This window comes from Variovorax sp. Soil_C_12, from assembly GCF_057657375.1.
Map to the genome: position 1 here is coordinate 265,342 of NZ_JBDGIO010000005.1, position 21,116 is coordinate 286,457.

Consider the following 21,116-nt stretch of genomic DNA (forward strand, 5'->3'; position numbering starts at 1 on the left):
GTCAAATATCCTCGTCCCAAAGGCCGTGCTTAACGAGTGTGTTCACGCCCACGCACATTTCACCCTGCAGCAGTTCTGCGCTGGTGGAGGTAACGACTACCGTGTGATGTGGGTGGACATTCGCTGCCAACCATTTGATTAGTGGAAGTGCAGCTTCTTCAAAGGATGCTTGGAGTTCTTCGTTAGTCATGGTGTGTCTTCCTTGTTCTGGTATCCGTTAGTTGATCTTCGAGTAGTCCACCGCGAGGTAGCCGCTCTTCGTTGGACGTGCAGCGTCTGGGTTCTCTTGAGCTAGCACACCGACTGTTGGACCAAGGTAGCCACCGGCCTTCTTGTTCCAGTCCCACGAGTAAACGTTGCGTCCGCCTGGAGTCTCACCAACCTTCTCGATGTTCTTCTTCAAGCGTTCATCGGACATAGCAATGATTGCTGCTGAAGCGAGAGCCGAACCAGCACCAACTGCGGATGCATTACCCTGAGCAGCTTGAGCTGCCTGCGAGTTGTAAAGACCTTGGTTGTACTGAGATTGGTTCTGCAACGCAGACAAGTAGTCAGCACCAGTCGTTGCACCAGCGGAACCATTGACGTTCGGGAACGATGGGTTCTGAACTTGCTGGCCGTTCAACAGAGCGTTAACCTCATTGAGCGGCATATTGCGCAGTGCCTGTGCTTGCTGCCAGTCGGTCGCGTAGTTCGACAGGCGCTGTGCATAGTCTTGCTGCTGTGCTTGGTTCTGAGCTGCATTGAGCTGCGCATTGGTTGTGAGACCTTGTAGGTTCGTGCCATACGTGCTCTGGTCTTGCAAGAACTTTGCAGCTTGTGCGTTGTTGCCGGTCGTGAAGGTGTTGATACCTTGACCATAAGCTTGACCTTGAGCATCGTTGCCAGCCTTCACACCACCAAGGTAGGTGTTGTATTCGTTCTGCGCAACTTGGTTACCAGTGAGGTAGCTGTTTGCCGCCAACGAGTTGAGCTGAGCAGCCTTTGCAAGCTCGTAGCTCGACGTGGACTTGCGTGATGCCTCGCTGTCTGGTGTGAAGCCTTGTAGTGCGAGACCATTGCGAAGTGCAGTGTCTTGCTTGTCCATGTCTGGACGAAGAAGCGCCATCTGCGCCTCGTACGCCTTTTGAGCATACAAGTCGCTCTTCGATGGGTCGTACTGAGCTACGTTCTGGTTCACCGCATTGACACCACTTAGAGCGCCATTGATGTCAGTGTTGATCGAGGCATTGCTACTGAAGGTGCCTGCACGGTCATTGCTGCCATAGTTGACACCCGGCATGCCATTCATGTAGCTTGCACGGTCTGGAGCTTCAAACGGCTTTGCGTAGGATTCCTTCAGGCGGTCCAGCATACTGTTCGCAATCTCACTGCGACCATTTTGAAGGGCAAACTGACTGTCTAGCGCCTGCTGGAGACGAGGGTCAAGAGTGGTCGTTTGTTCCCACTGCTGCGAGCCCGACGTGAAGTCGCTGCGGCTTGGTGCCTTCGGCGTCTGTCCAATCGCAGCAAGATACTGGCGCAACTGTGAGCCGTTCGGGTTTGCATCAAGTTCTGCCTCTTGCTGCCTATAGCGTTCATATGCAGCGGTGTAGCCCGCTTCGTCAAACTTTGCTCCAGGCTGTGAGTACGTAGTCGAGCCCCAAGGGCCGGTTTGGTTGACTCTGTTAAGTTCAGTTTGCAGCGACAAAGCATCTTGATTGCCCTGCGCTGTTGCCTGTGCCGCACCTGCATAGTCTGGTGCTGGTGGCGGTGATCCTGCGCTTTTACCCATTCTTATTCTTCTCCATGCGCGTCTTGTTCCACTTCCCTGTTTCCCACTGACGCTTTGTGTAGCCGAACGAGATGCCCGTTCGTCCTTCACCGAACCAATGTTCGTGAATGCCTTCTTGTTTGTGGCCCAACGCCATGTGCATATTTAGCGCAGGGGTGTTGGATTCCTCCGTAACCATGGACATACGGTTCATGCCCCACTTCTCAAACACGGTTCGATAGGTGCCCGTGATGAACTCTCGTGACGCCCAGCGCTTCGTTAGGTCCGTAGCAATCGTTGCTTCGCATCTACCGTTTGACCAACCATCGAACGCCACGACAACGATTGGCGTGAAGTTGTCATCGACCATCGCACTGCAGCGTGTGGTGGCCGGGTCAAATGCGGTGAGTGGTAGATTTGCGTGCTCAGCACACCATTGAAGTAGAGCGGGATGATTGCTGTTGTGAACGATCATCCCGGACCTGGAGCCCCACCTTCAAACAACCAGTCCGTTGACATCCAGTACGTTTCAGACTCAACGGTCAAAGCAACTGAGATTGATGCGCAGTAGCCGATGCCACCCACGGTTTGCCAACTGCTGTAGTTGATGAGGCCACCTGTCCAAGAATCAACGTTCCAGTGACTGGTGCCCCATACCGCCGCACCACCACTACCAGAGGAAGAGCCTGTTCCGAATGGAGACGTGACATCGAAGTCCGTTTTGCAGCTCAACTGGACAAGCGCGCTGCCTGAACCCGTGAGCAAGTTGATACGAGCCTTGATGAACCTTTTCTTTGTGGACTGGTTCTGGAAGTAGTTGAATGCTTGCTGTGCTACTGCGATGTACGGATTGCCACCACTGCCATTGCTTGCTGCACCATCCTTGTAGCCACGGAATGCGAGGAAGACCTTTCCATCTGCGCCGAAGTACGTTTGACGGTTCAGCGTGGCAAAGCAACGAGCAGGCCAACCAGTGAACACACTCCAACCGCCAGTGTCAGTGTTCATGACGTACTGGACGTTGTTGTCAGGGTTGATCTGTGGTGCGTTGAGAATGATGCAGTTGCGATGCGGGACAAAATGGATTTGCCAACCGCTCAGCTCAAACTTTGATTCCGTTTCCAATGCGATGGCGTTCTGAATCGTGTCTGTGAGTGCAACCGCCGTAGTGGTGCTCTGCATGTACTTCGACAGAGGCATGAGCCCATCCAGCGTCAGCATGAGCGTGTCGCCACCGAACTGCATTGGGGCGCAGCCAGGAACCGGAGCACCTAGCATCCACGTTGCTGAGCGGAACCAAGTCTTGCTATCCGATGGGTCAGTACCTTCCCAAACTTGCACATCGCCTTCTGACGAGATGGCAACAAGCATGTTGGACATACCTGCACCATTGTTCGTTGACCATGATGCGAGTTGTTCAAGCCTGCCGCCACGTGGGAAGTTGAAGCGGAATTCCTCTGCTTCACCGCCAACGCTGTTGACTGGTAGATACCATGCGCTAGTTGTGCCTGGCTGTACGAACCACAGGCGGCTTTGATGAACACAAACGTTCTTGAGCATCGTTGGATCGATGCCTTGAATTTGGCCTGGAGTGGTTGGGGTAACGAACACCTGTGTCCATGTGACCCAGCTTGTGCCGTCATAGTGACGCACGGCATCGACTCCGTTGCAGCAGATGAGGTAGTGACCGATAGCGCCGGTGAAGTTGGTGTGCTGCCACAAGGCAGACGTAAGGCCCGTCTGCACTGCCGCACCTACAGCGCCAGGAGATGTCACGTTGTAGAAGCCTGTACCGCTGGCAGCGAACAGTCGATCTGTTCCAGCGCCGGTACCGCTGTATGGCATGAGCGTAAGCACTTCATCGGGCAGACCAGTAGCCCACTCTGAGTAGCCTTCGCGAGCCGCAATACCTTGCGGCTTCACCATGAAGTTTGTTAGGGTCAGTGCGAAGGCCTCACCCATTAACGAATATGGGTCTCTGGCGTTAAGGCCACTCGTCGGAGCTGGCGTGGTGTACGACTGGACACGTGGAGGACCAGCCTGCTTACTTGCCTTCAAGAACATCAGACACCTCCCGTGACGGAGCGTCCGAAGTTCAGTTCTGACAACAGGTAATCGCTGTTGTATGGTGCAAGGCGCAGCGTTGGAGCTGGAACGTCCGAGGCTTGAGCGGCAACCAACGACGAGTTGAAGTCTTGCACTGCCGTAGTGGTGTCCATCGACGACACCTGCAGCAACTTCAACTTGAGGAAGTTGATAACAAGACGGTCAGGAAATACGACCTTATCTGCATCATGTGTGAACTCAGAAACAAGGGTGCCTAAGTTGGCATCGATGACGTAATTCCCGGTGATGTAGTTGTAGACCAACGTTGTCTCTGCGCCGGGTGTTGGCAGCACTTGAATCTTGTTTCCAATGACTCGAATGCGTGAGTACGGACCAACGCTGTAGTAGCCAGATTGCAATTCTTGGAACTGCGCTGGAGCAACATCCCCAGTGAGTGGAAGCATTGCGCTTCGATCCCATGCGGTGTCCGAAACAATCCGAGCGCAATCACTTGGTAGGTCGTAGAGGCTTTGGCCTGGAACCGTAGTGATCGTTGCTTCTTTCAGCAGATATTGCCAATTGAAGGTTTCAGTCAGCTCATCACACGCTGCCACCAAAAGAGCCTTAGCTTGGATGATGGACGTGTTTTGGCTGGACAGGATTTCGGTTGGAGAAAACCCCAGTTGAAGCTCTGCTGCTGCTTGTTTAATTAGTTCAAGTAGGGGTCTTCCCATTTTTCTCCCTTCTCCGAATTAAGCCTTTACGACTTCCTTCTTCTTGTTTTGACTTTCGATCATGGCGCGAAGCTCTGCAAGTTCTGCGTCACGCTTTGCAAGCTCAGCATCCATCTTTGCCAACGCTTCGCCATCCTTAGCTGCTGCCAGCCATTGTTTAGCCTTCTCACGCAATGCACTTGCACCCATGAACTTCTGTGCATTCGTGTCACTCATTGCTGCGAGCTGTTCCACGGTGCGAATATTGAAGTGCTTGAATTCGCTCACCTGCGATCCAGATACCATCGGCCATTGGCTCAACGGAGTACCGCTGGATGGTGCGTCGATGCCTTCCTTGAACGCCTTGTATTCATTTGGAAAACGCTCACGATATGAGTCATCTACTGGCACATCAAGAATGTCCAATGCGCCCGGCACACCAATTTGGATGTGCTCTACGTCTTCGTAGATGTGTCGTCCGGCTTCTTGTGATTTGATCTGGAAGCCAGTTGGGACCATGCGGAACTTGATAAGCAAGCTAGCGTCCTCTGGAAGTCTGCCGTTTGGAAGGCGGTTTTGTGCGGTGGAAAAATCTCCTTCGCCGGAAAAATCGAAGTTGTTGTATTGACTGGCCATGAAAGGTGTCCTTGATAGATTGATAAGCGCACGACGACATGCCGTGCTCGCCATGTATTTAGTGCGTAGAGCTGAAACAAAAAAGGAAGCCGAAGCTTCCTTAATTGGTAATCACGTTGCGTGATTAGTCTTGGATGACGCCCTGGAACTGTGGTCCAGTGGAGGTCAAGTTACCAGCCCATGCGAGGTACTGGATAGATGCGTCTTGCGTTGGGATGAGACGGTTCTTGCCCAGCGAGACCATGTTGCGGTCCTTGTGCGGACGGAACTTCAGGAACTTGGTGTTCAGGAAGTACGCGGTGTTCGCAGAGATACCGGAAGCAACAGATTCCATCACGACTGGAGCAGACATGAACTTGACGTTGTCGAAGCCCAGATTTGCCAGCGTAGGATCAGTGAAGCGCTGTTGTGGCTGCAGGGAGCCGACGTAGATCTTGAAGTAGCCTTCATCGGTGAGGATGAGGTTTGGCTTGTCCTTACCACGGATCAGGCGAGTCCACATGTCGGTGAAGATTTCACCAACGTTTGCGGTAGTCAGAGCGCCTGCGAATTCAGCACCAGCACCCTTCATCTTCTTGTTACGCCAGAAGGTCCAAGTTGCACGGTCAATACCACCGTACGTACCAGTCGTAGGAGCGATAGCAACAGCCTTCTTGAGACCGTCGATCTGCTTGCCAGAAGCAGCAGTACCGTCGGAGAGAACACCTTGGTTGATGAGGTTGACAAGCGAAGAATCAGCAACTTCAAGACGGCTGTCAAGAAGGTCGATGAATGCTTCACGGCCAGTGTTCTGCAGCTCTTCGAGACCGCTCATTGGGACTGCAACAGCAGCCTGCTTGAGGGAGAAGGTAGCGCTAGACAGAACGTCTTGCGTTGCGCCTGGAAGTGCGTCGTAACCAGAGTACCAGCCAGCGTTGCCGTTAGCTGCGAACGAGATTTCTTCCATGATGGAAGAACCACCACCGACAGACTTAACACCACCGTACTGCTTGATGACAGTCAGAAGTGCGTTGTTGTTGGTGACGTTGTCTGCGAATTCACCGTTGCGAGCCTCGATGGTCGTTGCGATGATGTCACTTACGTTTGGGAATGCCATGTTCTTGTTCTCCTTGAATAAGTTGGCAAATGTTCAATGCGCCTCCTACACCATGCAGAAGATCGCGAAGTTGTTTGCTGTTCTACTTACGCAAGGGAAGTGAAACGAGTCTGGCTTCCTTGGTTTGCTTTGAACTGCGGCTTGTCGTTTCGCATACTGTCTTTCAACTGGGTATGCCGGACAAAAAGCAATTGATTGGATGGGGTTTAACGAGTCCCATCCACCTCATCATCTATATATTGCGTCTCAGGATTCGGTATCAGATTCCGATTTCTGCTCTGCTTGCTTTCGCTCTAACTCACGCTTCTTCGCAAGCCGCTCCAACGCTTTTTCTCTCGCCTCAGCGGCAGTGAGACCCTTCGTAGGAAATTGCACGCCAGGAATGATTACGCGATTGATGAGGGCCATTACAGTCTCTGCCCATCTTCAGGAATAAGCGATTCAAGAATTTCGCGTGTTGACTTACCCTTGAACTGTGTTGGGTTCGTCGACATTGGCGCTCTTGGTCCCTTGTTTGAAATGCTTCCCTGTGCAGCACGATTGCGAGCTGCTGCAGCTTGATTGCGCTGCTCAATTACCTTGCGAACGTGCGGGTTAGCGTAGATTGCCTGCTCGTAAGCTTCCTGAAGGTTATCAACCCCAGAATTCAGCAGTGCGATCACTTGAGGTGCAACGTCGTGAATGAACTCATTCTTCGGGTTGTTCATGAACGCGTCGATTTGGCTCTCAATCTCTTGCTGACGATGAGCTTGACCGGCTTGTTGCTGACCCTGCAGTTGAGCACGCAGCTCTCTGATTTCACGCAGTGCGGCCGACTCCTGTGGAGACTCCTTCGGCGCTGCGCCTTCAAGGATTCCGTTCAGTGTGTCGATGTCAGGCTTGAACGTGGTGATGTATTGAGCAAGTAGCTTGGCCTTTTGCTCCGGCGTACCAGTGTGGAGAACGTAGCCCGCATTGAACAGGTCTTGTGCTGCGGCAATTGGATGGACGCCCATCGAACGGAAGTGGGCCTCGTATGGAGCTGCCGCCTGCATGAAGCCGCTGGCGATCTTTCGCTCATCCGCGACCACGGTTAGCGTGCGCTGAATTTCATGCTCACGCTTGTTGATGTGCTCACGAAGAGCGCTGAATTGGGGTGGGAGATTTTTGAACTGCTCGCGCACATCAACTGGCATTGCGGCTGCAGCGTCGAATTCCTTTGGCGGCTTCGGTGTCCGTGGCAGTTCGCTTATCGTGGATGGCTTGTCCTCAGGCTTGACATCAACCTTCGGTTCTGGCTTTTGCTCTTCCTCAAGCTTCTTGATTGATTCCTCAATCGCCTCTCTGGTGGTCTTTGGCTTGGCTTCAACCTCCACTTCTGGCGCATCGTTGGTTGTTTCTACAACCTCATCATGAAGTTCGGTCGTGGCTTGTGGATCTAAGTCTTGTACTGGAGACTCAAGATTTTCCGTGGCATTGTTGATGTCGGTCACTTGGTTTAATTCCCTTGTTGGTTTTAAGAAGTCATCTGCGTTACTACGCGGGCGACTGTTTCCTTCTGCTTTTTCTTGTACGCCTTGTCTCGTTCTTTCTTCTGGTAAGCGGCCTCACCTTTAAGTTCAGACTCGGGAAGAACACCATGCTTCTTCATGTGCGCCTTGTACTCGGTAGCCCCATGAATCATGGCGCCGTCGATTGGTGAACGCATTTGAAGAGAGCCACTTGTAAGTCCCATTGCAGCAACCATCGGAGCCGTGAATTGGCGTGGCATCTTTTCGTCGCAGTGTGGACACACAGGCAAACATTCCACGTTGTCACGGTTAGCGACAGACGCAATGAAAGTATTCTCGAAGTCGCAAGACTGGCATTTGGCGTGATAAAGCATGTTTTTATTTATCCACCCAGATGCCTTTCTATGGATACTCGATGTTCAATGTGGGAAACGCCGCAAGAGCTTCTTCCATGGTCGGAAGAGGCGTGTTGTTGGTTTGAGAATCCGCAAGCATCTCGTAGGCGGTGGTCCAAATTGCAGACCTCCACTGGAAGAAGCCTTCAGCTTCGGCAGCAAACTTTGGATTAGGGTCGCCACGATAGGTAATCGCAGTCTTGATGTCGTCATAGCCCAATGAGCGAGCGGCATCGTCCATGGCACGCTGAACCTCAGCGGTTAACGCCTGCGCAATGAGGGCTGGGTCTGTGAGTTCAATACCGTAGTAGTTCATGCGATCCCCAGCACATCCTTAATCTGTCGAACCTCACCACGCAGTTCCTTAATGCCCTCTGCGAACAGCGCCCCAAGTGGGCCGTAATCGACAGTAAGCGTGTGGTCCTCGTCGCCCTTATCCATGACTACTTCAGGTGCAACACGCTGAACGTCTTGAGCGATGAGACCCATGTAGCGACGGTTAGGGTCGCCAAACTCATCGTTAATGTCGGTGCGTCGGAACGTGCAGCCAACAAGCTCTTCGATCTTGTCAAGCGCACCCTCAATGCGAACAATGTCGGTCTTGCGTCGCTTGTCCGATGTCAGCAGTACGCCATTGGCGTAGATGTTCCCGTTGTTGCGGAACTCGAACACCGCCGGACTAGTTGAGCCGCATACGAGGCGAGCACCAGCCCAAACACCGGGCACGTGGTATCCGTGGAATGCGACGGTCTCCCAGTTTGGATTGGACTGGACCATTTGCGCGTAGTAGTTCGACCCGTCTGCAAGAGAACCATTCGTGATGCTCCCATAGGCCGGATTTGGGCGAATGGCGCGCGTTAGGTAAAGATCGCCAACACCAGTAAGTGTTGCTGCACTGCCAGAGGTCGAGACCCAGTTAAGGTCACCAGTTGACTCAGCGAAGCGAAAGTACCAATCCGTGCTGAAGTTCAAGAAGCGAAAGCCGCCTCCACGGCTTACCTTGAATCCAGTGGTGCCAGTGAACGAGGTAACACCGTCAAGGTTCGCATTGAGGATTGGGGCCTTTGCGTCAAGTGCAGTTTGAGTGGCCGTGCTGACGGGCTTGTTCACGTCTGACGTGTTGTCAGCGTTGCCCAAACCTACCATTGCCTTTGTGATGCCACCAACTGTGCCCGTAAAAGTTGGGCTGTTGATTGGTGCCTTCAAAGCAAGGGCAGCTAGTGTCTCGGGGCTGATGCCAATAACACCACTGCCTGGGATGTCGTATAGACCGGCACCTGAGCCATTAAAGCGATTTGCGGTGATGATGGACATGTTGGCCTGTGAAAGAAGATATTTAGGCCAGAGGAAGTCTTTGCGCTTCTCTGTACTCCATCATCAGCTCGATCAGCATCAAGAATTCCTCTTCCTCTTGGGCTTGCTGTGCAAGTTGAGCTTCTTCAGCAAGGAGGAGCGCGAGCAGCGAATCGATCTGTGCGAGGCGTTCAGCGTAGAGAGTGTCTGACTGCGAGAGCGCATCCTTGAGCGCCTGAAGCTGCTCCCTGGACAAGTCTTTTGGGAGTGGCTTGAGCTTCTTTGGAGCGGTCTTCTTCTTGGCTGTCTTCTTCTCTGGCTTTGGCTGATTCGGGATGACGTATGGGATGTGGCTGTAGTCGCCATCCGTATCGACACGCGATCCATTACCTACCACCGCAGCTATTGAGGCTGTGTCGTTGCCCTCGGTTGCGGCGATGACAGCAGTAGCCTGAGTCACGACATCTACAAGCACGCTAGCCGCGTCATCGTCCTCCGTCGCAGCGATAAGCGCAGAAGCGCTCACACTCATACCGATAGATGCGGTGTCGTCGGCTTCCGTCGAAGCGATATTCGCAGAAGCGCTTACGCTCGTGCTGACAGATGCAGTGTCATCGGCTTCTATCGAATTGATCGAAGCGGCAAGAATGACGTTGCCTGCTACTGAGGCGGTGTCGTTGGACTCAGTGGCTGCAATGGTGGCTGTTGCGGACAGCGAAGCAGTGACGGAGGCAGTGTCATTAGCCTCCGTAGCAGAAATTGTGCTAGAGACGCCTGGACTTGGATCGGGGTATGCAGCGGTTGGTGGCGTGAACGGGAATGAGGTGTAGACAGGGTCATCAGTGCTGATGAGGATTTCATCCATGTAGCAGTTAGCAGCTCCACCTTCAGGCAAACCGGTGTTAACCACCTTATCGCCAAACGTCACAATACCGGTGAAGGTCTGTGAATTGGTTGCGCTGCCAAGCACGACACCGTCAACAATGAATCGGATTACGTTACTACTATCTCGGTTAACAACCACATGCACCCATGGACCGCTTGAGTTGCCCATTGGATCTCCGCTGACGGAGATGATGTTCGTGTTTCCTGATCCCGCATTCGAGACTTGCACGTTGACGTCACCAACGTACGTTTCCATCATCAGGCTATTGGCGGTCTCTTCTTGACCGATACACCACGGCTTACCAGTAAAGCCCGTTCTCTTGTACTGAAAGGTGATACAGAACGGGCCAGACAAAGTGACCGTCGATCCGCTTTGGATGACCCCAGGCGATGTGAAGTTGAGCGCGGCAGTGCCGAACTTCTTCTCTGCGGTCGTTAATGCTGCAGCACCAGATGCGGTGAACGTCGGTCCGCTGCCGTTGGCGTTCGTGATCGTTGTTGACCCGTTGGCGCCATCAGCATGCAGCAGTACATTGGTTGTCATGCGCTCAAGCCCTCGCTATTAGCGCTTAAGCGTTGCCAGCAGTAATCGTGTGTGCCGTAATCGAGCAGGTGACGCCAGAGCTGATTGAAGCAGTGTTCAAGATCATGTCGGTGCCGGAGGTACCTGCACTACCATCCATGACGAACGTGCCACCAGACGTGGTGATGCGATACCATGTAGCAGTACCAGCAGTGATGCCAGTTGTGTTAGGCGGCAAGTTGCAAGTCAACACGCCGGCCGATGCTGCTGGCGCAAGGCCAGCAGACATGGTGAACTCGGCTAGCTTCGTGGTTGCGGTGCCGCCAGTTGCTGGGCGAGTGCCGTTATAGATGGCAATCTTTGCGCCGCTTCCTGCAGCCGTCGTGATCGCGTCAAGGCGAGCATTTCTTAGAGTTGTTGAGAATCCTAGTGCCACTGGTGGCCTCCCTTGTTGTTGTTTTTATTTACGCCATTTCTGCGCCAATCATCTTGCCGTTGGCATCTCTGATGATCGTTGCGCGTACTGGTGGCTGTGGTCGTGTGATGAAGTCTTGGACGCTTTGACGGAATGCGGCTGATTCGGCCTTCACGCTGTCAAGCTCCGCCTTCATTGCTTGCAGTCCTTGGTAGAACTGGTCTGGTGAGACGCGCTGTGAAGCAAAGCCGTCCCCTGGAGGTAGGTCAAGCTCGCCAGTCGTGTCGATGCCGGTATCTACCTGGAACCTCAGCTCTTCAAGACGAAGCTTCTTCGCTTCAAGTTGAAGTTTTTGTAGTTCAATCTTTGCATCGATTGCGGCTTGTGTTGCCTTCTGCTCGGTCTCCATGCGCTTCATCTCCAGTTGAGCGCTGGCCTTCGTCGTCTCGATCTGCGCCTCTTGTTGAAGCTCTTGTTGCTTCAACGCTGCTTGTTGTTGAATCTCAGCTTGCTTAGCTTGAGCGGCCATCTCTTCCTTGGACGGCTTCTTGTTGCCGCCCTGCTCTTGCTGCTGTTGCATTGCAAGAAGCTTCTGCAGCTCTTGGTCGATGAAGCCTTCCATCTGTGCAGCACCACGGAACGAGCTAATGCCGAACTTGATCATGTTCAAGAACAGTGGTCCTAGCTCTGGCACTTGCTGCGCTGCTGGCACTGCCTGTTGCATCATTGAGCTGAGTGCGGTGATTAGCTCAGCACGCTCAGACTTGTCTTGGCTCCAGTTGGCAAGCTGCAACGAATCTACGCTGACCTCAATGTTGGTGTGCGCAAGCAGTTCGTTCTCAAGCAGTGCGCGTGCTTGTGGAAGGTAAGCGGCGTCCGCTGGAGTCATAGGACCCGCCTTCTCCACAAGACGGTCCCACTCGTAGAACTTGACCATCAAGTGACCCTTGATCTTCATCAAGTCACTCATGAACTCAGCAAACTCATGCTGCAGGGATTGCAGGCGAAGAGATGCGTACTGTGCCTTGATGCCTTGCGCTGCCGCAGTCTCGTACTGGTTTGACTGACCGCGGATGATGTCGGAGATGCCAGTCAGCTCATAGATTTGCTGCTTGGTGATTTCACGAGCAGCCTGTAGTTGCGCGATGACTGCAGCGATAGTGCCGATCTCCATGAAATCCATGGAGCCCTTGATGCCACCCTTTTCTGCAAACGCGTCCCAACGGTCAACAGGGATGAGGATGTTCTCATCGCCATCAGAGAGGAGATTCTTGACTCCTGCATTGGTCTTGTCGTAGAGGCCAGAGACCTTAACTGTGCGCGTGAGGTTCGCAATACGAGCGTTGAGAATGTTCAGCTCTTCATACTGGTCTTGCACAATGACGTAGTCAGGCACAGGGACCATGTTTGACGTGTCATTCGTTCCCAACAGTGGCTTTGGACATGGGAAGAAGTGAGGCAGCCCGTAAGGATCGTCTTGGATGTCGAGAGCTTTTTGGCAGTCTGTGCAAATGAAGAACACCTTCTTGGTGTCCTTGTCCCAGATTTCCCAGACCTGAACGGTCGCTTGAATCTTGTTCTGTGGACCTTGCTCCCCGTACTGCTTGTCGCCAACAGCCTTGCCTACTGCATTGATGTCCGCAGTAGTCTTGTCAGCGGAGAACAGGTACTCTGCTTCCTCTTCGCCAAAGCGTTCAGCAAACTCTTCCTTCGTCATGTACGAGCGGAAGGCCACCCATGAGCATTCTTCCCAGACGCGCGATGGCTGGAATCGGAAGTCGGGCCAATGAACGTGCTCGATTGGCGTGAGCTGATCGGTGATGATCGAGCTTGCGCCCTGCTCTTCTGCCAACTGTTCATCGACCTCATCTGAAACGCTGAATGGCTCTTCGCCAGTGGCGGTGTGGCGGTAACTGACTCGGCAGATGCCGAGGCCAGTAAGCAGGCGATCCTTGATGACGTTCTTGGCCGTGCTCGTCGTGTAGCCGTCCGTCTCCAGCTCAGTGATCATTGCGCGCTGCAGTACCTGCGAACCCACACGTCCAGGCTGATCGGAGAAGTCCTTGAAGCGGCGGGAAACGTCTGGCTTCGGAATGCGGCCGAACAGCGAGTCACGCAGAATGTTGACGTTGTTGTTGAAGAGGTTGTACTTGCGAGAGCGATCGCCCTTCTTGCGCTTGTCAAGGTAGACGTTGATGATGTTCTTGCACTGGTTGTGCCACGCCTCAACCTCCTTGTCGGAGGACTTCAGTTCGTTTACCCAGTGACGCTGCGCGAGCCCCTTGTCTGTTTCATATCCCATCGAATCGGTTCTCTTGTAGTTGTTCTTGTTGGCCGACCACTGGAGAATGCTCAGCTCGGCGTTTCTGTATTTAGAGGCGCCGATGCTTCCGATTCAGCTTTAACGTCTTGGCCTGACGCCCACTGTTCAGCGATAGGCTTTGCGATTGCTCCAAGCTGCTTGGCGAACATGTCAAGCAGCTGGATGCGAATCGTGAAGCCCTTCGGGTCTTGCTTAATGTCGTGGGCCAGCCAGTCGAGGTAGGCTGCTTGTGCGAGTAGTTCTTGAAGTGTTTTCATGTTGATCCCTTAGATGCGTGTGTAGGTTGACGATGGCTGCGAGTCCCACATTTCGTCAAATGTCAAGGTGGTAGTTGGCTTGGCTGGTACATAGTCCACGTAGGTTGCAGACTGCACTACCGGCTTCTGTGGTCTTGTCTTCGTTGACACTGGAGCCATTGACTCCTTCAAGTCGATGTCACGGACAGCCAGGCACAAGTAGCGGAACGAGTCAGCCGAGTGCGATGACCAATCGTGTTCAGGAACCTTGCTGAAAACTTCGCGCTCTGCGTTCCACTTCTTCTGATACTGCTTCAGAGCCTCGATGCCTTGATAGCAGCGGGTCTCATCGAAGAGCACCTTTGGCAGCGTGTGGCGAACTGCGGCAATGCCATCAACAACGCTGAGCGATGGAACTGCACGAGGACGGATGCCCATGTCCCGGAACAGCTCAATCGTTGATTTGCCGGTCTGCAAGTTGCGCTGCTTCGCATCGTGTGGAAGCCACCAGTCGCCAAACTTGTATGGCTTGGCCTTGATGTCCTCTACGATGCGCCCGATGTCTACTTGCTCCCATTCAGCGTGGTCAACTACGTGGAGGCGACCATTCAGAACTTGGAAGAACCACACTGCGGTTGCGTCAGTGAAACCAAGGTCGAAGACGACATGGACAGGCGCGGCATTGATTACAGGCAGATCACAGATGCGGCCCTCGGCCTCTGCCTTCTCAATCAAGGTTGCGTAGTACGAGCCCTTGATACCTGCGGTGAACGAGCATTCGTACTCTTGTTCGTACGCCTCTTCGTCCAGCTCAGCGCGTGAATCTTCTAGTTCCTCGTCAGTAAGGATGCCGCTCTCACTGGCCTTGAGCACTTGGCAGAACCAACGGTCTGGGTTTTTGCGTGCTTTCTCATAAAGTTCATAGAAGAAGTTGCGGCCCTTCGGCGTACCGATGAAGACGGCCCAACCTTTGCGGTCGGAGAGTGCTGGTCGTATGACCTCACCCCAAACGTGACGCTTCATCTGAGCAACTTCGTCAAGCACAACGCCGTCGAAATATTGACCTCGAAGGTTGTCAGGATTGTCAGCGCCGAAGAGTCGAACTTCAGCTTCTGTGCCATGGGCTGATGGAACCCGTACCCGCTTCTTCGTAAGATCGATGTGGGCACCCGGAATGTCTTTGACTGCATCCTTGAGGTAGGTCCATGCGATGGCATCTACCTGTCCCATGAGCGGTGCTATGTAAGCGAACTTTCCGTTTGGCTTGCGGCAGCGAAGTGCCTTCGCTACAAGGTCGTTGATAGTTGCGCGGGACTTGCCTGCACGGCGGTGAAAGACAAGGATTGACCAACGCTGACGACGCTGGTGGAATGCTTTGAACTGTTCGCGTGGCTGGTAGGCAAGGTTGACGGTCTGAGTTCCATCAGAAGTCATCGTCACCGCCTACGTCGATGACCCTACCTTGGGCGTCAATCTCAACAATGTCGAGCGGGCTGTCAGGGACTTGAGAGTTGATGATGACTTGCGCTACACCAAGCACGTTGCTTTCCACCGGAGCCAACTTCATGAAGGCGCTGTAGAAGTTGTTCGGGTTCTTGATCGCCCAAGCGATCATTCCCGGCACGCCGCCCATAAGGTCGAACGTCGAGTGGATTGCGGTCTCTACTGCCTTGCGGTCTCGCTTCTTGAAGACATAGTTTTGCGGGATATGAACGCCCATCTCACGAAGCGATTCATTGACGATGCTTAGGCCAGCAGTGCCACGTAGGTAGGCGTCGTCAGATTCGAGTTGTGCGATCTGTTGTGAGTCGAGGGGCTTTGGACCGTTTGGTCTTGGAAGATGCTCAGATGGTTCTGGCAACGAGTCGTCGTCTTGCATGTGTAATGTGGTTCGACCTTCTTTGGGTCGATGGCCCTAAATACGTTGATCTCGTATTTAGTGAAAGCACACGTATGAAAGAAGACTCCAAGCGAAGAGGCGCATGGCTTGCGCGATTTATGCGCAACAAGCCAGCGCTAAGGCGTGCGAATCTCCCGTCACGACTGCTTGTCGATCCCGCAGGCGTTCAGAAGGAAGGCGAAGCGCTGCTTGAAGAACTCAAGCAGATCGAAGCATTGCTGACGCGCCTTGAGGCAGAAGACCCTGAGCGCTGGGCGAGCCCTGAGCTGCCGTGGTACGCGGCCCGTGAGGAGTACAAGGCTGCGAAAGCCCGTGGAGAAGTAATAGAACCGACGTGGTACGAAGCGCTCTACTGGCTGGAGCGCCATGCAACGCCGGGAGCCATCGGTTCCGAGACTTTCTGGGGCGCAGACAAGAAGGATAGCAATGAGCGCCGCAGGAAGCGCGACACAGAGCTTCGGAAGAGGACTAGGGAGAAGCGCTTGGGCAAAAGAAGCCCTTGAGCGATTAACTTAAGGGCTTCATGAGTTAGGCGAACTTAGCCCATTCAGCCCAGGCCATCTCGTACGCTTCCTCAACCGTCTCGGCTTTTCCGTCAAGCCGAAGCTCGACCATCCGCGTGTTTAGATAATTGAAAGCTGCTAAGGCTTGACGCTGCGTGGTGTTCCCGTGGCTATGGCCTGGGTCCGTCACGTCGTGCGAGTGCTCGACCTTCTCCCAGGTGCCCGGATCGTTGATGTGATCTGCACGCTGTTCCCATATCGTCGGCTCGCCCACGCCCACGCCGATGTCGATGAAGACGTTTGTCGATTCAGTAGGCTTCTGCTCTGGTTGTGACTTGTTCCAGCCGCGTTCAATCTTCATACTGCATCCCCCTTGAGAATGTCGCGCCACTTCTTGCACACTTCCGAGTCAGTGTCGGCGTTCTTAACCTCGATAGGTGGCAGGCCACGCTTCGTCCACTCTGCATCAACGGCACTGCCAAGTTCCGTGAACTGCCCGTCCTTCTCAACAAGCTTGTAGTTCTTCGGCGCTAGCCATGTGTGATGTTGGACGTACTCGTCAACGGTAGACAGGCCAACAAACTTTTCGTGTGGCTGAAGTGGTCCGCGTCGTTCATAGTGCTTGACGGACAGTGCCTTCGCGTACGCAGCTTTGCTGTCAAGGCTCTTCCTGAAGTTTGAATCTGTCATTGCTGTTCTCCCTTCTTTGTTGTTAGCGTCTTGTCTGCAAGCTTGCGTAGGCCGCGATCAATGCACTCGACGACCTTGTTCTGGTCGTAGTTGCTCAAGATCGGCCAGACTTCCTTGAGCTGTTCGCCAAGCGCAACACCCTTTTCCAAGTCGGTCGCGCCTTCACGAAGCGTTAGAGTTTTGAACAGCGACTTGAGGTCTTTAATGTTCTGGGTCATTGCGTGTCCTCCAGCGGGAACATCTTCTCCAAGTCTTCCGGGTACTTTGGACCAGTCATGTCCCACTTCGGCGGTTGAATGGTCTTGAGGCGTTCACCGGCTCGGTCGTACATCGCTCGAAGCTGCTGCACTTCTTCGTCAGTAAAGAATGACGTATCGAATGACATCGCGACCACCACCTTCTTCAGCACCTCTTTAATCCACACTGCGTTCCCGTACGCGGCGTACTTGCGGCAGTTCTCGTCGTATCTGGTTCGCTGTTCCGGGGTCAGGGCCGCAACCTTGCGTTCCATCTCAGCTTTGATGAGAGTTGGGTTCCCAGTCATTCCGCGCCCTCTCCTGGAATTCCGAACATCTTCTCGATCTGCTCCATCCGAACTCGATCGGTCAACGACGCTTCCCCGGATTCCGACGTTTCCAGAGCGTTCAAAAGCTCGTTGATTCGGTGCTGAAGCTTGCGGCGCGTTGCGTGGACTTCGCGGGTGGTCTGTCTTAGGTCAGTGTCGATGTACGACAGGATGAAGCCGCCAGTGACGGCGTCGACTTGGAATGCGGTGATTTGTGCCATTACTTCGACTCCCCAGACGCTTCCAAGATGGTGCCGCCAGCGGACAACGTCGTGTTGCCAGACGCTTCCGGAGCTACTTTGATTTCGTAGCCGCCCATGACGTGCTGGATTACCGCCTTTTCGCGTTGCTTTAGTTCTTGCGTCAGGAATTTGGCAGCCTCGACTGAATTCTCATGACGCGATTGAAAGTTGTAGAGCGCTTCCAGTTGCTTTCGAGCTTGCTCTACTTCGCTGAGGCGGATGCTGAGCGTGTGGGTGAAATGTAGGCGGTCCATCACTTCGACTCCTCAGACGCTTCCAGCACCAGCTTGCGCAACTGTGCTTCAAATTTCAGCACCTGAGCGTTTGCGGCCTTCTTGGCGTTACGGTGCTCCTCGACCTCTGCATCTGTGACGGACTGACCTCGTAGCAGTTCGAGGATGTACGTGGCCTTCTTGAGCTTGCCAATGCACTCGTCGATTGGATCAATGAACAGGCCGCTTGATCGTGGCAGCGAGGCTGTCAGAGCTGCCACAATTTCGGTCACCGGATTCTTTTCGATCTTCATATGTCACTCCTAAAGTTGTTGTTAAGACAGCTTTATTTAGTGAAAATGACCAAACGGCTGACTAATCAGGTAGCTAAAGATTGAAATAATCCCAGTAGTGCTCCAAGCCCTAGTCTAGCTAGGGCATGCCCACTTTCCTTTTTGATCCCATTTCCACGTTGCTAAATCACCCTAGACCATTGGGGATCGTCGAGTGATCGAGAAGGACCAAGCCTACCTTCGAGGGGACAGATGAGGCCCTAAACACTTGAAATCCTTTAGGTGACAGCTCCATCATCTGAAGGATTCAAGTGCTCTGAGGCTGAGCTAATCATCTTGTAATCAGACGTTGACCTGCCTCAGATTATTGGGATTGACAAGGACTGCCCAGTATCCAAGAGTAGTTTTGACGTGAATAGATTACTTTGAAAATAATCCCTTAACCCTAACCTGCGGTTGGGCGTTTTTCAGGTTGACGAGTGGATGGCAGGTCGGTGGCTGATTGCAAAGAGCGACGTGTGACCACTGGATGGATGCACAGTGGTTGAAGCTCGACCAAAGAGACGCCATTTGGGTAGGTGTGATCGCAGATTTCAGGAGATTGAGACTTCTGTATAAATAAAAACACTAAAACAAGGGAGAGATCCATGACCGACTCAGAACAAAAATTTCATACATCCTTTGAGGAAGCTGCTCTGCCACTAATCAAGTGGCTCAGCGAGAACGTACACCCTCATCACACAGTAATCGTGACCTCCACTGGCGCTGAATTGCTGACGAGCGAAATGGGTGTATGGCATGCGACTCTTGTCAAGCACGGTCTACTACCTGAAGAGGACAGCGTATGAACAACGATATCAATGAAGTGGTGCAAGCCATTCAGAATGCAGTGATCGTCGCTCGTAGCAGCGGCCTAGTATCTGCGTCTCACCTCAAGACCTTTGAGGATGCTATCCACGCAGCACGTAAGCGGAAGGCATCTCAAGAATTCAAGGCAGCAGTCGCAGCACGTAAGGCGCTGAAGGCAGCAAAATGAAGAAAGCTTTCATCGGCTACCTAGCCCTCTGTTTTGCGATTGGCTACTTCACGCCTCCAATGTTTGTATTCGGATATTGTGTTGGCATTGGCGTTGGATTCATCCTGCATGTAATGGACACCCTCGAAGATCAAGAGAGCAAACAGAACTGATTAGGAGAGAGACAGGAGTCATGACCTGTCTTGGGAGTGGAGCTGGTACCTCCACTCCCCCTTTACTACCAAAAGGGAGAAAGACAATGACCGACCAAAAAGACCCGTCAGGGGCAAGAAGTGACAATCATATATCTGGAGCAAATCCGGACTCGGCGGAAAGAAGTGACAATCATAATGCTTTAGCAGCATTGAGCGCACTGCAGCCTCTTGCTCAGCATCGGGTTGTTTTGGCTTCTTCAGATGTGTCGCACCAGGGAAGAAGTGACAATCATAATGCTTTAGCAGCAAGCGAACCAAACTGGCGTGATCCTCGTATTCAGAAGGCTGCCGCAAAAGGACTCGCCTTTGCAAAGACATACTTCTCGCAGTACGTTGCAAAGCCAATCTACGCAGTCAAGCTCAACGCAGGCATCGGTCGGACAGATCGACCTCTAGGACGGTTCTTGCACGACACCATCTTGATCCGTGAAGGTAACTACAAAGTCCGGACCGACACAGTAAAAGGACATCCGTTCTCATACCGTTTGAACCCAGCAGGCATTGAGTACGTCGAAACCAAATTAGATGCCAGTATTATGATTGTCACTTCTTCTGAAGTCGTAGAGGAAGAGACTAGCAAGCTTGCTGAACGGTATGCTGATGAAGTGGAGAGCCTGGCCTTCAACTACAAGGAAGGCGTGTCTGGCCGTCTAAGTCATGGCCTACAGCAGATGCCGAATACGTTGAAGTTCAACTTTTGGAAGAAGGCTGGCCTGCCGCATAACTATGACATCCAGGCTTGTGCGCCAACAATCCTTCAGCAGCTTTCCGAAAAGTGCGGACAGAACTGGCTAATCCAAGAGCCCATCAAGAAGTACCTGTCCAATAAAGCTCAGATGCGCAGGCGCATAGCGGAGCTGGCAGGGATCGAGTACCAAATGGCAAAGAGGATCTTGAACAGTTTATTCAATGGTGCCCGCCTGCAGTGCTCAGATGCTTGCGCGATCTTCAAGATGCTTGGACGTGATCGGCGGAAGATGCGGAAACTTCAAGAAGACGTTGAGCTAAAGCTTCTTCGCACGTCGATCAAGAACATGTGGAAGGTCATCGCAGCAAAGTTGGAACGGTCCATGAAGACGGGTTCAGCGAAATGGAACCTCTACTTCCACTTAGAGCGAAAGGTGTTGGACGTGATCGTGCGCTATCTAACCGAACGGAACGTGAAGCACTTTACTGAGCATGACGGGTTCAGAACGGACGTGCAAGTTGATTGCGTTGAACTGTCCAATCGAATTCGAGAAGAGACGGGATTTGACTTGACCATCAGCAAAGACGAGTGAGGCAGAATTTTCCAACTACAGCTAAGCATTATGATTGTCACAAGTACCCGCAGACACCAGTTTCAGCCAGGATCAGAGCGGACAACAATAACAAAAAGGAGACAGCATGAACTTTTACGAAATGCAACGCCAGGAAGAGCTGGTCAGCGAGTTCCTAATCGACCTACACAACTCTGATGAGCGTGCAAGCGACCAATCGATTGAACGATTTGTGAACTACAACGGGTTAGACCTTGAGTTCGTTATCGAGTATGCGATATGGAGCGAGGCAGCACCAGACTATTTGATTGCACGACTCAAGGCGATGCGGAAGCCACCGACAATGGACCTTGGCACGGACTTTTGGGCAGAAAAACGGGGAGTGTAACGTCCGTAAAAAGACGGCAGTCTAATTAAA

Annotated in this window: 30 protein-coding genes; 6 read left to right on the top strand and 24 right to left on the bottom strand. The window is 52.9% G+C overall.

Going from position 1 to position 21,116, the window contains the following annotated elements:
* Window position 1: 1 nt before the first annotated feature.
* From AC3A6X_RS15950 to AC3A6X_RS16030, 17 genes are all read right to left on the bottom strand, one after another.
* Window positions 2-190 (bottom strand): hypothetical protein, encoded by a 189-nt coding sequence (locus AC3A6X_RS15950; RefSeq protein WP_487843100.1) that lies wholly within the window; start codon window positions 188-190, stop codon window positions 2-4.
* Window positions 191-217: 27 nt separating this feature from the next.
* Window positions 218-1,774, bottom strand: a complete 1,557-nt coding sequence (locus AC3A6X_RS15955) for a tail fiber domain-containing protein (protein WP_487843101.1) — start codon at window positions 1,772-1,774, stop codon at window positions 218-220.
* Window positions 1,767-2,228, bottom strand: a complete 462-nt coding sequence (locus tag AC3A6X_RS15960; RefSeq protein WP_487843102.1) for a hypothetical protein — start codon at window positions 2,226-2,228, stop codon at window positions 1,767-1,769. The genes AC3A6X_RS15955 and AC3A6X_RS15960 overlap by 8 nt, the downstream gene beginning before the upstream one ends.
* Window positions 2,225-3,679, bottom strand: coding sequence for a hypothetical protein (locus tag AC3A6X_RS15965; protein WP_487843103.1), 1,455 nt, complete (start codon window positions 3,677-3,679; stop codon window positions 2,225-2,227). The genes AC3A6X_RS15960 and AC3A6X_RS15965 overlap by 4 nt, the downstream gene beginning before the upstream one ends.
* 137 nt (window positions 3,680-3,816) lie before the next feature.
* Window positions 3,817-4,533 carry a phage adaptor protein gene (locus AC3A6X_RS15970; RefSeq protein ID WP_487843104.1) on the bottom strand — a complete coding sequence of 239 codons (717 nt, stop codon included), beginning with the start codon at window positions 4,531-4,533 and terminating at the stop codon, window positions 3,817-3,819.
* Between the two features lie 18 nt (window positions 4,534-4,551).
* Window positions 4,552-5,148, bottom strand: coding sequence for a hypothetical protein (locus AC3A6X_RS15975; RefSeq protein ID WP_487843105.1), 597 nt, complete (start codon window positions 5,146-5,148; stop codon window positions 4,552-4,554).
* 124 nt (window positions 5,149-5,272) lie between these two features.
* Window positions 5,273-6,244, bottom strand: a complete 972-nt coding sequence (locus tag AC3A6X_RS15980; protein WP_487843106.1) for a phage major capsid protein — start codon at window positions 6,242-6,244, stop codon at window positions 5,273-5,275.
* Between the two features lie 246 nt (window positions 6,245-6,490).
* Window positions 6,491-6,652, bottom strand: a complete 162-nt coding sequence (locus AC3A6X_RS15985) for a hypothetical protein (RefSeq protein WP_487843107.1) — start codon at window positions 6,650-6,652, stop codon at window positions 6,491-6,493.
* Complete coding sequence (locus AC3A6X_RS15990) at window positions 6,652-7,716, bottom strand: hypothetical protein (RefSeq protein ID WP_487843108.1); 1,065 nt, start codon at window positions 7,714-7,716, stop codon at window positions 6,652-6,654. The genes AC3A6X_RS15985 and AC3A6X_RS15990 overlap by 1 nt, the downstream gene beginning before the upstream one ends.
* Window positions 7,717-7,739: 23 nt before the next feature.
* Window positions 7,740-8,108 (bottom strand): hypothetical protein, encoded by a 369-nt coding sequence (locus AC3A6X_RS15995; RefSeq protein WP_487843109.1) that lies wholly within the window; start codon window positions 8,106-8,108, stop codon window positions 7,740-7,742.
* A gap of 28 nt (window positions 8,109-8,136) precedes the next feature.
* Window positions 8,137-8,445 carry a hypothetical protein gene (locus tag AC3A6X_RS16000; RefSeq protein WP_487843110.1) on the bottom strand — a complete coding sequence of 103 codons (309 nt, stop codon included), beginning with the start codon at window positions 8,443-8,445 and terminating at the stop codon, window positions 8,137-8,139.
* Complete coding sequence (locus AC3A6X_RS16005; RefSeq protein ID WP_487843111.1) at window positions 8,442-9,443, bottom strand: tail fiber domain-containing protein; 1,002 nt, start codon at window positions 9,441-9,443, stop codon at window positions 8,442-8,444. Before AC3A6X_RS16005 ends, AC3A6X_RS16000 begins: the two co-directional genes overlap by 4 nt.
* Before the next feature lie 22 nt (window positions 9,444-9,465).
* A complete protein-coding gene (locus AC3A6X_RS16010; RefSeq protein ID WP_487843112.1) occupies window positions 9,466-10,851 on the bottom strand; it encodes a hypothetical protein in 1,386 nt (461 codons plus the stop codon).
* A gap of 443 nt (window positions 10,852-11,294) precedes the next feature.
* A complete protein-coding gene (locus AC3A6X_RS16015; RefSeq protein ID WP_487843113.1) occupies window positions 11,295-13,547 on the bottom strand; it encodes a hypothetical protein in 2,253 nt (750 codons plus the stop codon).
* A 50-nt stretch (window positions 13,548-13,597) separates the two neighbouring features.
* On the bottom strand, window positions 13,598-13,825 hold the full coding sequence (locus AC3A6X_RS16020) for a hypothetical protein (RefSeq protein ID WP_487843114.1): 228 nt from the start codon (window positions 13,823-13,825) through the stop codon (window positions 13,598-13,600).
* A 9-nt stretch (window positions 13,826-13,834) separates the two neighbouring features.
* A complete protein-coding gene (locus AC3A6X_RS16025; protein ID WP_487843115.1) occupies window positions 13,835-15,238 on the bottom strand; it encodes a terminase large subunit domain-containing protein in 1,404 nt (467 codons plus the stop codon).
* Entirely contained in the window at window positions 15,228-15,683 is a 456-nt protein-coding gene (locus AC3A6X_RS16030) for a hypothetical protein (protein ID WP_487843116.1), read from the bottom strand. Before AC3A6X_RS16030 ends, AC3A6X_RS16025 begins: the two co-directional genes overlap by 11 nt.
* A gap of 74 nt (window positions 15,684-15,757) precedes the next feature.
* Between AC3A6X_RS16030 and AC3A6X_RS16035 the strand changes: the two genes are divergently transcribed.
* Window positions 15,758-16,207 (top strand): hypothetical protein, encoded by a 450-nt coding sequence (locus AC3A6X_RS16035; RefSeq protein WP_487843117.1) that lies wholly within the window; start codon window positions 15,758-15,760, stop codon window positions 16,205-16,207.
* Between the two features lie 25 nt (window positions 16,208-16,232).
* Here AC3A6X_RS16035 and AC3A6X_RS16040 read toward each other — a convergent pair whose 3' ends face one another.
* From AC3A6X_RS16040 to AC3A6X_RS16070, 7 genes are read right to left on the bottom strand one after another with little or no spacing between them, the layout of a single operon-like run.
* On the bottom strand, window positions 16,233-16,568 hold the full coding sequence (locus AC3A6X_RS16040; protein WP_487843118.1) for a hypothetical protein: 336 nt from the start codon (window positions 16,566-16,568) through the stop codon (window positions 16,233-16,235).
* Window positions 16,565-16,897, bottom strand: coding sequence for a hypothetical protein (locus tag AC3A6X_RS16045; protein ID WP_487843119.1), 333 nt, complete (start codon window positions 16,895-16,897; stop codon window positions 16,565-16,567). Before AC3A6X_RS16045 ends, AC3A6X_RS16040 begins: the two co-directional genes overlap by 4 nt.
* Complete coding sequence (locus AC3A6X_RS16050; protein WP_487843120.1) at window positions 16,894-17,115, bottom strand: hypothetical protein; 222 nt, start codon at window positions 17,113-17,115, stop codon at window positions 16,894-16,896. Before AC3A6X_RS16050 ends, AC3A6X_RS16045 begins: the two co-directional genes overlap by 4 nt.
* Window positions 17,112-17,408, bottom strand: coding sequence for a hypothetical protein (locus AC3A6X_RS16055; RefSeq protein WP_487843121.1), 297 nt, complete (start codon window positions 17,406-17,408; stop codon window positions 17,112-17,114). Before AC3A6X_RS16055 ends, AC3A6X_RS16050 begins: the two co-directional genes overlap by 4 nt.
* 29 nt (window positions 17,409-17,437) lie before the next feature.
* Window positions 17,438-17,683 carry a hypothetical protein gene (locus tag AC3A6X_RS16060; RefSeq protein WP_487843122.1) on the bottom strand — a complete coding sequence of 82 codons (246 nt, stop codon included), beginning with the start codon at window positions 17,681-17,683 and terminating at the stop codon, window positions 17,438-17,440.
* On the bottom strand, window positions 17,683-17,958 hold the full coding sequence (locus AC3A6X_RS16065; RefSeq protein WP_487843123.1) for a hypothetical protein: 276 nt from the start codon (window positions 17,956-17,958) through the stop codon (window positions 17,683-17,685). The genes AC3A6X_RS16060 and AC3A6X_RS16065 overlap by 1 nt, the downstream gene beginning before the upstream one ends.
* Entirely contained in the window at window positions 17,958-18,230 is a 273-nt protein-coding gene (locus tag AC3A6X_RS16070; RefSeq protein WP_487843124.1) for a hypothetical protein, read from the bottom strand. Before AC3A6X_RS16070 ends, AC3A6X_RS16065 begins: the two co-directional genes overlap by 1 nt.
* Before the next feature lie 626 nt (window positions 18,231-18,856).
* On the opposite strand from AC3A6X_RS16070, the gene AC3A6X_RS16075 reads away from it, so the two are divergent.
* The 5 genes from AC3A6X_RS16075 to AC3A6X_RS16095 all read left to right on the top strand — a co-directional run bounded on the left by AC3A6X_RS16075 (window position 18,857) and on the right by AC3A6X_RS16095 (window position 21,086).
* Window positions 18,857-19,057 carry a hypothetical protein gene (locus AC3A6X_RS16075; RefSeq protein WP_487843125.1) on the top strand — a complete coding sequence of 67 codons (201 nt, stop codon included), beginning with the start codon at window positions 18,857-18,859 and terminating at the stop codon, window positions 19,055-19,057.
* Window positions 19,054-19,245 carry a hypothetical protein gene (locus tag AC3A6X_RS16080; protein WP_487843126.1) on the top strand — a complete coding sequence of 64 codons (192 nt, stop codon included), beginning with the start codon at window positions 19,054-19,056 and terminating at the stop codon, window positions 19,243-19,245. The genes AC3A6X_RS16075 and AC3A6X_RS16080 overlap by 4 nt, the downstream gene beginning before the upstream one ends.
* Window positions 19,242-19,397, top strand: coding sequence for a hypothetical protein (locus tag AC3A6X_RS16085; RefSeq protein ID WP_487843127.1), 156 nt, complete (start codon window positions 19,242-19,244; stop codon window positions 19,395-19,397). The genes AC3A6X_RS16080 and AC3A6X_RS16085 overlap by 4 nt, the downstream gene beginning before the upstream one ends.
* Before the next feature lie 86 nt (window positions 19,398-19,483).
* Window positions 19,484-20,719: a hypothetical protein gene (locus tag AC3A6X_RS16090; protein ID WP_487843128.1), complete on the top strand. Its 1,236-nt coding sequence runs from the start codon at window positions 19,484-19,486 to the stop codon at window positions 20,717-20,719.
* Between the two features lie 106 nt (window positions 20,720-20,825).
* A complete protein-coding gene (locus tag AC3A6X_RS16095) occupies window positions 20,826-21,086 on the top strand; it encodes a hypothetical protein (RefSeq protein WP_487843129.1) in 261 nt (86 codons plus the stop codon).
* The last annotated feature ends 30 nt before the right edge of the window (window positions 21,087-21,116 follow it).

Coding starts and splice junctions, on each gene's coding strand:
- AC3A6X_RS15950 (WP_487843100.1), bottom strand. CDS start 190: ATGACTAACGAAGAACTCCAAGCATCCTTTGAAGAAGCTGCACTTCCA.
- AC3A6X_RS15955 (WP_487843101.1), bottom strand. CDS start 1,774: ATGGGTAAAAGCGCAGGATCACCGCCACCAGCACCAGACTATGCAGGT.
- AC3A6X_RS15960 (WP_487843102.1), bottom strand. CDS start 2,228: ATGATCGTTCACAACAGCAATCATCCCGCTCTACTTCAATGGTGTGCT.
- AC3A6X_RS15965 (WP_487843103.1), bottom strand. CDS start 3,679: ATGGTGAAGCCGCAAGGTATTGCGGCTCGCGAAGGCTACTCAGAGTGG.
- AC3A6X_RS15970 (WP_487843104.1), bottom strand. CDS start 4,533: ATGGGAAGACCCCTACTTGAACTAATTAAACAAGCAGCAGCAGAGCTT.
- AC3A6X_RS15975 (WP_487843105.1), bottom strand. CDS start 5,148: ATGGCCAGTCAATACAACAACTTCGATTTTTCCGGCGAAGGAGATTTT.
- AC3A6X_RS15980 (WP_487843106.1), bottom strand. CDS start 6,244: ATGGCATTCCCAAACGTAAGTGACATCATCGCAACGACCATCGAGGCT.
- AC3A6X_RS15985 (WP_487843107.1), bottom strand. CDS start 6,652: ATGGCCCTCATCAATCGCGTAATCATTCCTGGCGTGCAATTTCCTACG.
- AC3A6X_RS15995 (WP_487843109.1), bottom strand. CDS start 8,108: ATGCTTTATCACGCCAAATGCCAGTCTTGCGACTTCGAGAATACTTTC.
- AC3A6X_RS16000 (WP_487843110.1), bottom strand. CDS start 8,445: ATGAACTACTACGGTATTGAACTCACAGACCCAGCCCTCATTGCGCAG.
- AC3A6X_RS16005 (WP_487843111.1), bottom strand. CDS start 9,443: ATGTCCATCATCACCGCAAATCGCTTTAATGGCTCAGGTGCCGGTCTA.
- AC3A6X_RS16010 (WP_487843112.1), bottom strand. CDS start 10,851: ATGACAACCAATGTACTGCTGCATGCTGATGGCGCCAACGGGTCAACA.
- AC3A6X_RS16015 (WP_487843113.1), bottom strand. CDS start 13,547: ATGGGATATGAAACAGACAAGGGGCTCGCGCAGCGTCACTGGGTAAAC.
- AC3A6X_RS16020 (WP_487843114.1), bottom strand. CDS start 13,825: ATGAAAACACTTCAAGAACTACTCGCACAAGCAGCCTACCTCGACTGG.
- AC3A6X_RS16025 (WP_487843115.1), bottom strand. CDS start 15,238: ATGACTTCTGATGGAACTCAGACCGTCAACCTTGCCTACCAGCCACGC.
- AC3A6X_RS16030 (WP_487843116.1), bottom strand. CDS start 15,683: ATGCAAGACGACGACTCGTTGCCAGAACCATCTGAGCATCTTCCAAGA.
- AC3A6X_RS16035 (WP_487843117.1), top strand. CDS start 15,758: ATGAAAGAAGACTCCAAGCGAAGAGGCGCATGGCTTGCGCGATTTATG.
- AC3A6X_RS16040 (WP_487843118.1), bottom strand. CDS start 16,568: ATGAAGATTGAACGCGGCTGGAACAAGTCACAACCAGAGCAGAAGCCT.
- AC3A6X_RS16045 (WP_487843119.1), bottom strand. CDS start 16,897: ATGACAGATTCAAACTTCAGGAAGAGCCTTGACAGCAAAGCTGCGTAC.
- AC3A6X_RS16050 (WP_487843120.1), bottom strand. CDS start 17,115: ATGACCCAGAACATTAAAGACCTCAAGTCGCTGTTCAAAACTCTAACG.
- AC3A6X_RS16055 (WP_487843121.1), bottom strand. CDS start 17,408: ATGGAACGCAAGGTTGCGGCCCTGACCCCGGAACAGCGAACCAGATAC.
- AC3A6X_RS16060 (WP_487843122.1), bottom strand. CDS start 17,683: ATGGCACAAATCACCGCATTCCAAGTCGACGCCGTCACTGGCGGCTTC.
- AC3A6X_RS16065 (WP_487843123.1), bottom strand. CDS start 17,958: ATGGACCGCCTACATTTCACCCACACGCTCAGCATCCGCCTCAGCGAA.
- AC3A6X_RS16070 (WP_487843124.1), bottom strand. CDS start 18,230: ATGAAGATCGAAAAGAATCCGGTGACCGAAATTGTGGCAGCTCTGACA.
- AC3A6X_RS16075 (WP_487843125.1), top strand. CDS start 18,857: ATGACCGACTCAGAACAAAAATTTCATACATCCTTTGAGGAAGCTGCT.
- AC3A6X_RS16080 (WP_487843126.1), top strand. CDS start 19,054: ATGAACAACGATATCAATGAAGTGGTGCAAGCCATTCAGAATGCAGTG.
- AC3A6X_RS16085 (WP_487843127.1), top strand. CDS start 19,242: ATGAAGAAAGCTTTCATCGGCTACCTAGCCCTCTGTTTTGCGATTGGC.
- AC3A6X_RS16090 (WP_487843128.1), top strand. CDS start 19,484: ATGACCGACCAAAAAGACCCGTCAGGGGCAAGAAGTGACAATCATATA.
- AC3A6X_RS16095 (WP_487843129.1), top strand. CDS start 20,826: ATGAACTTTTACGAAATGCAACGCCAGGAAGAGCTGGTCAGCGAGTTC.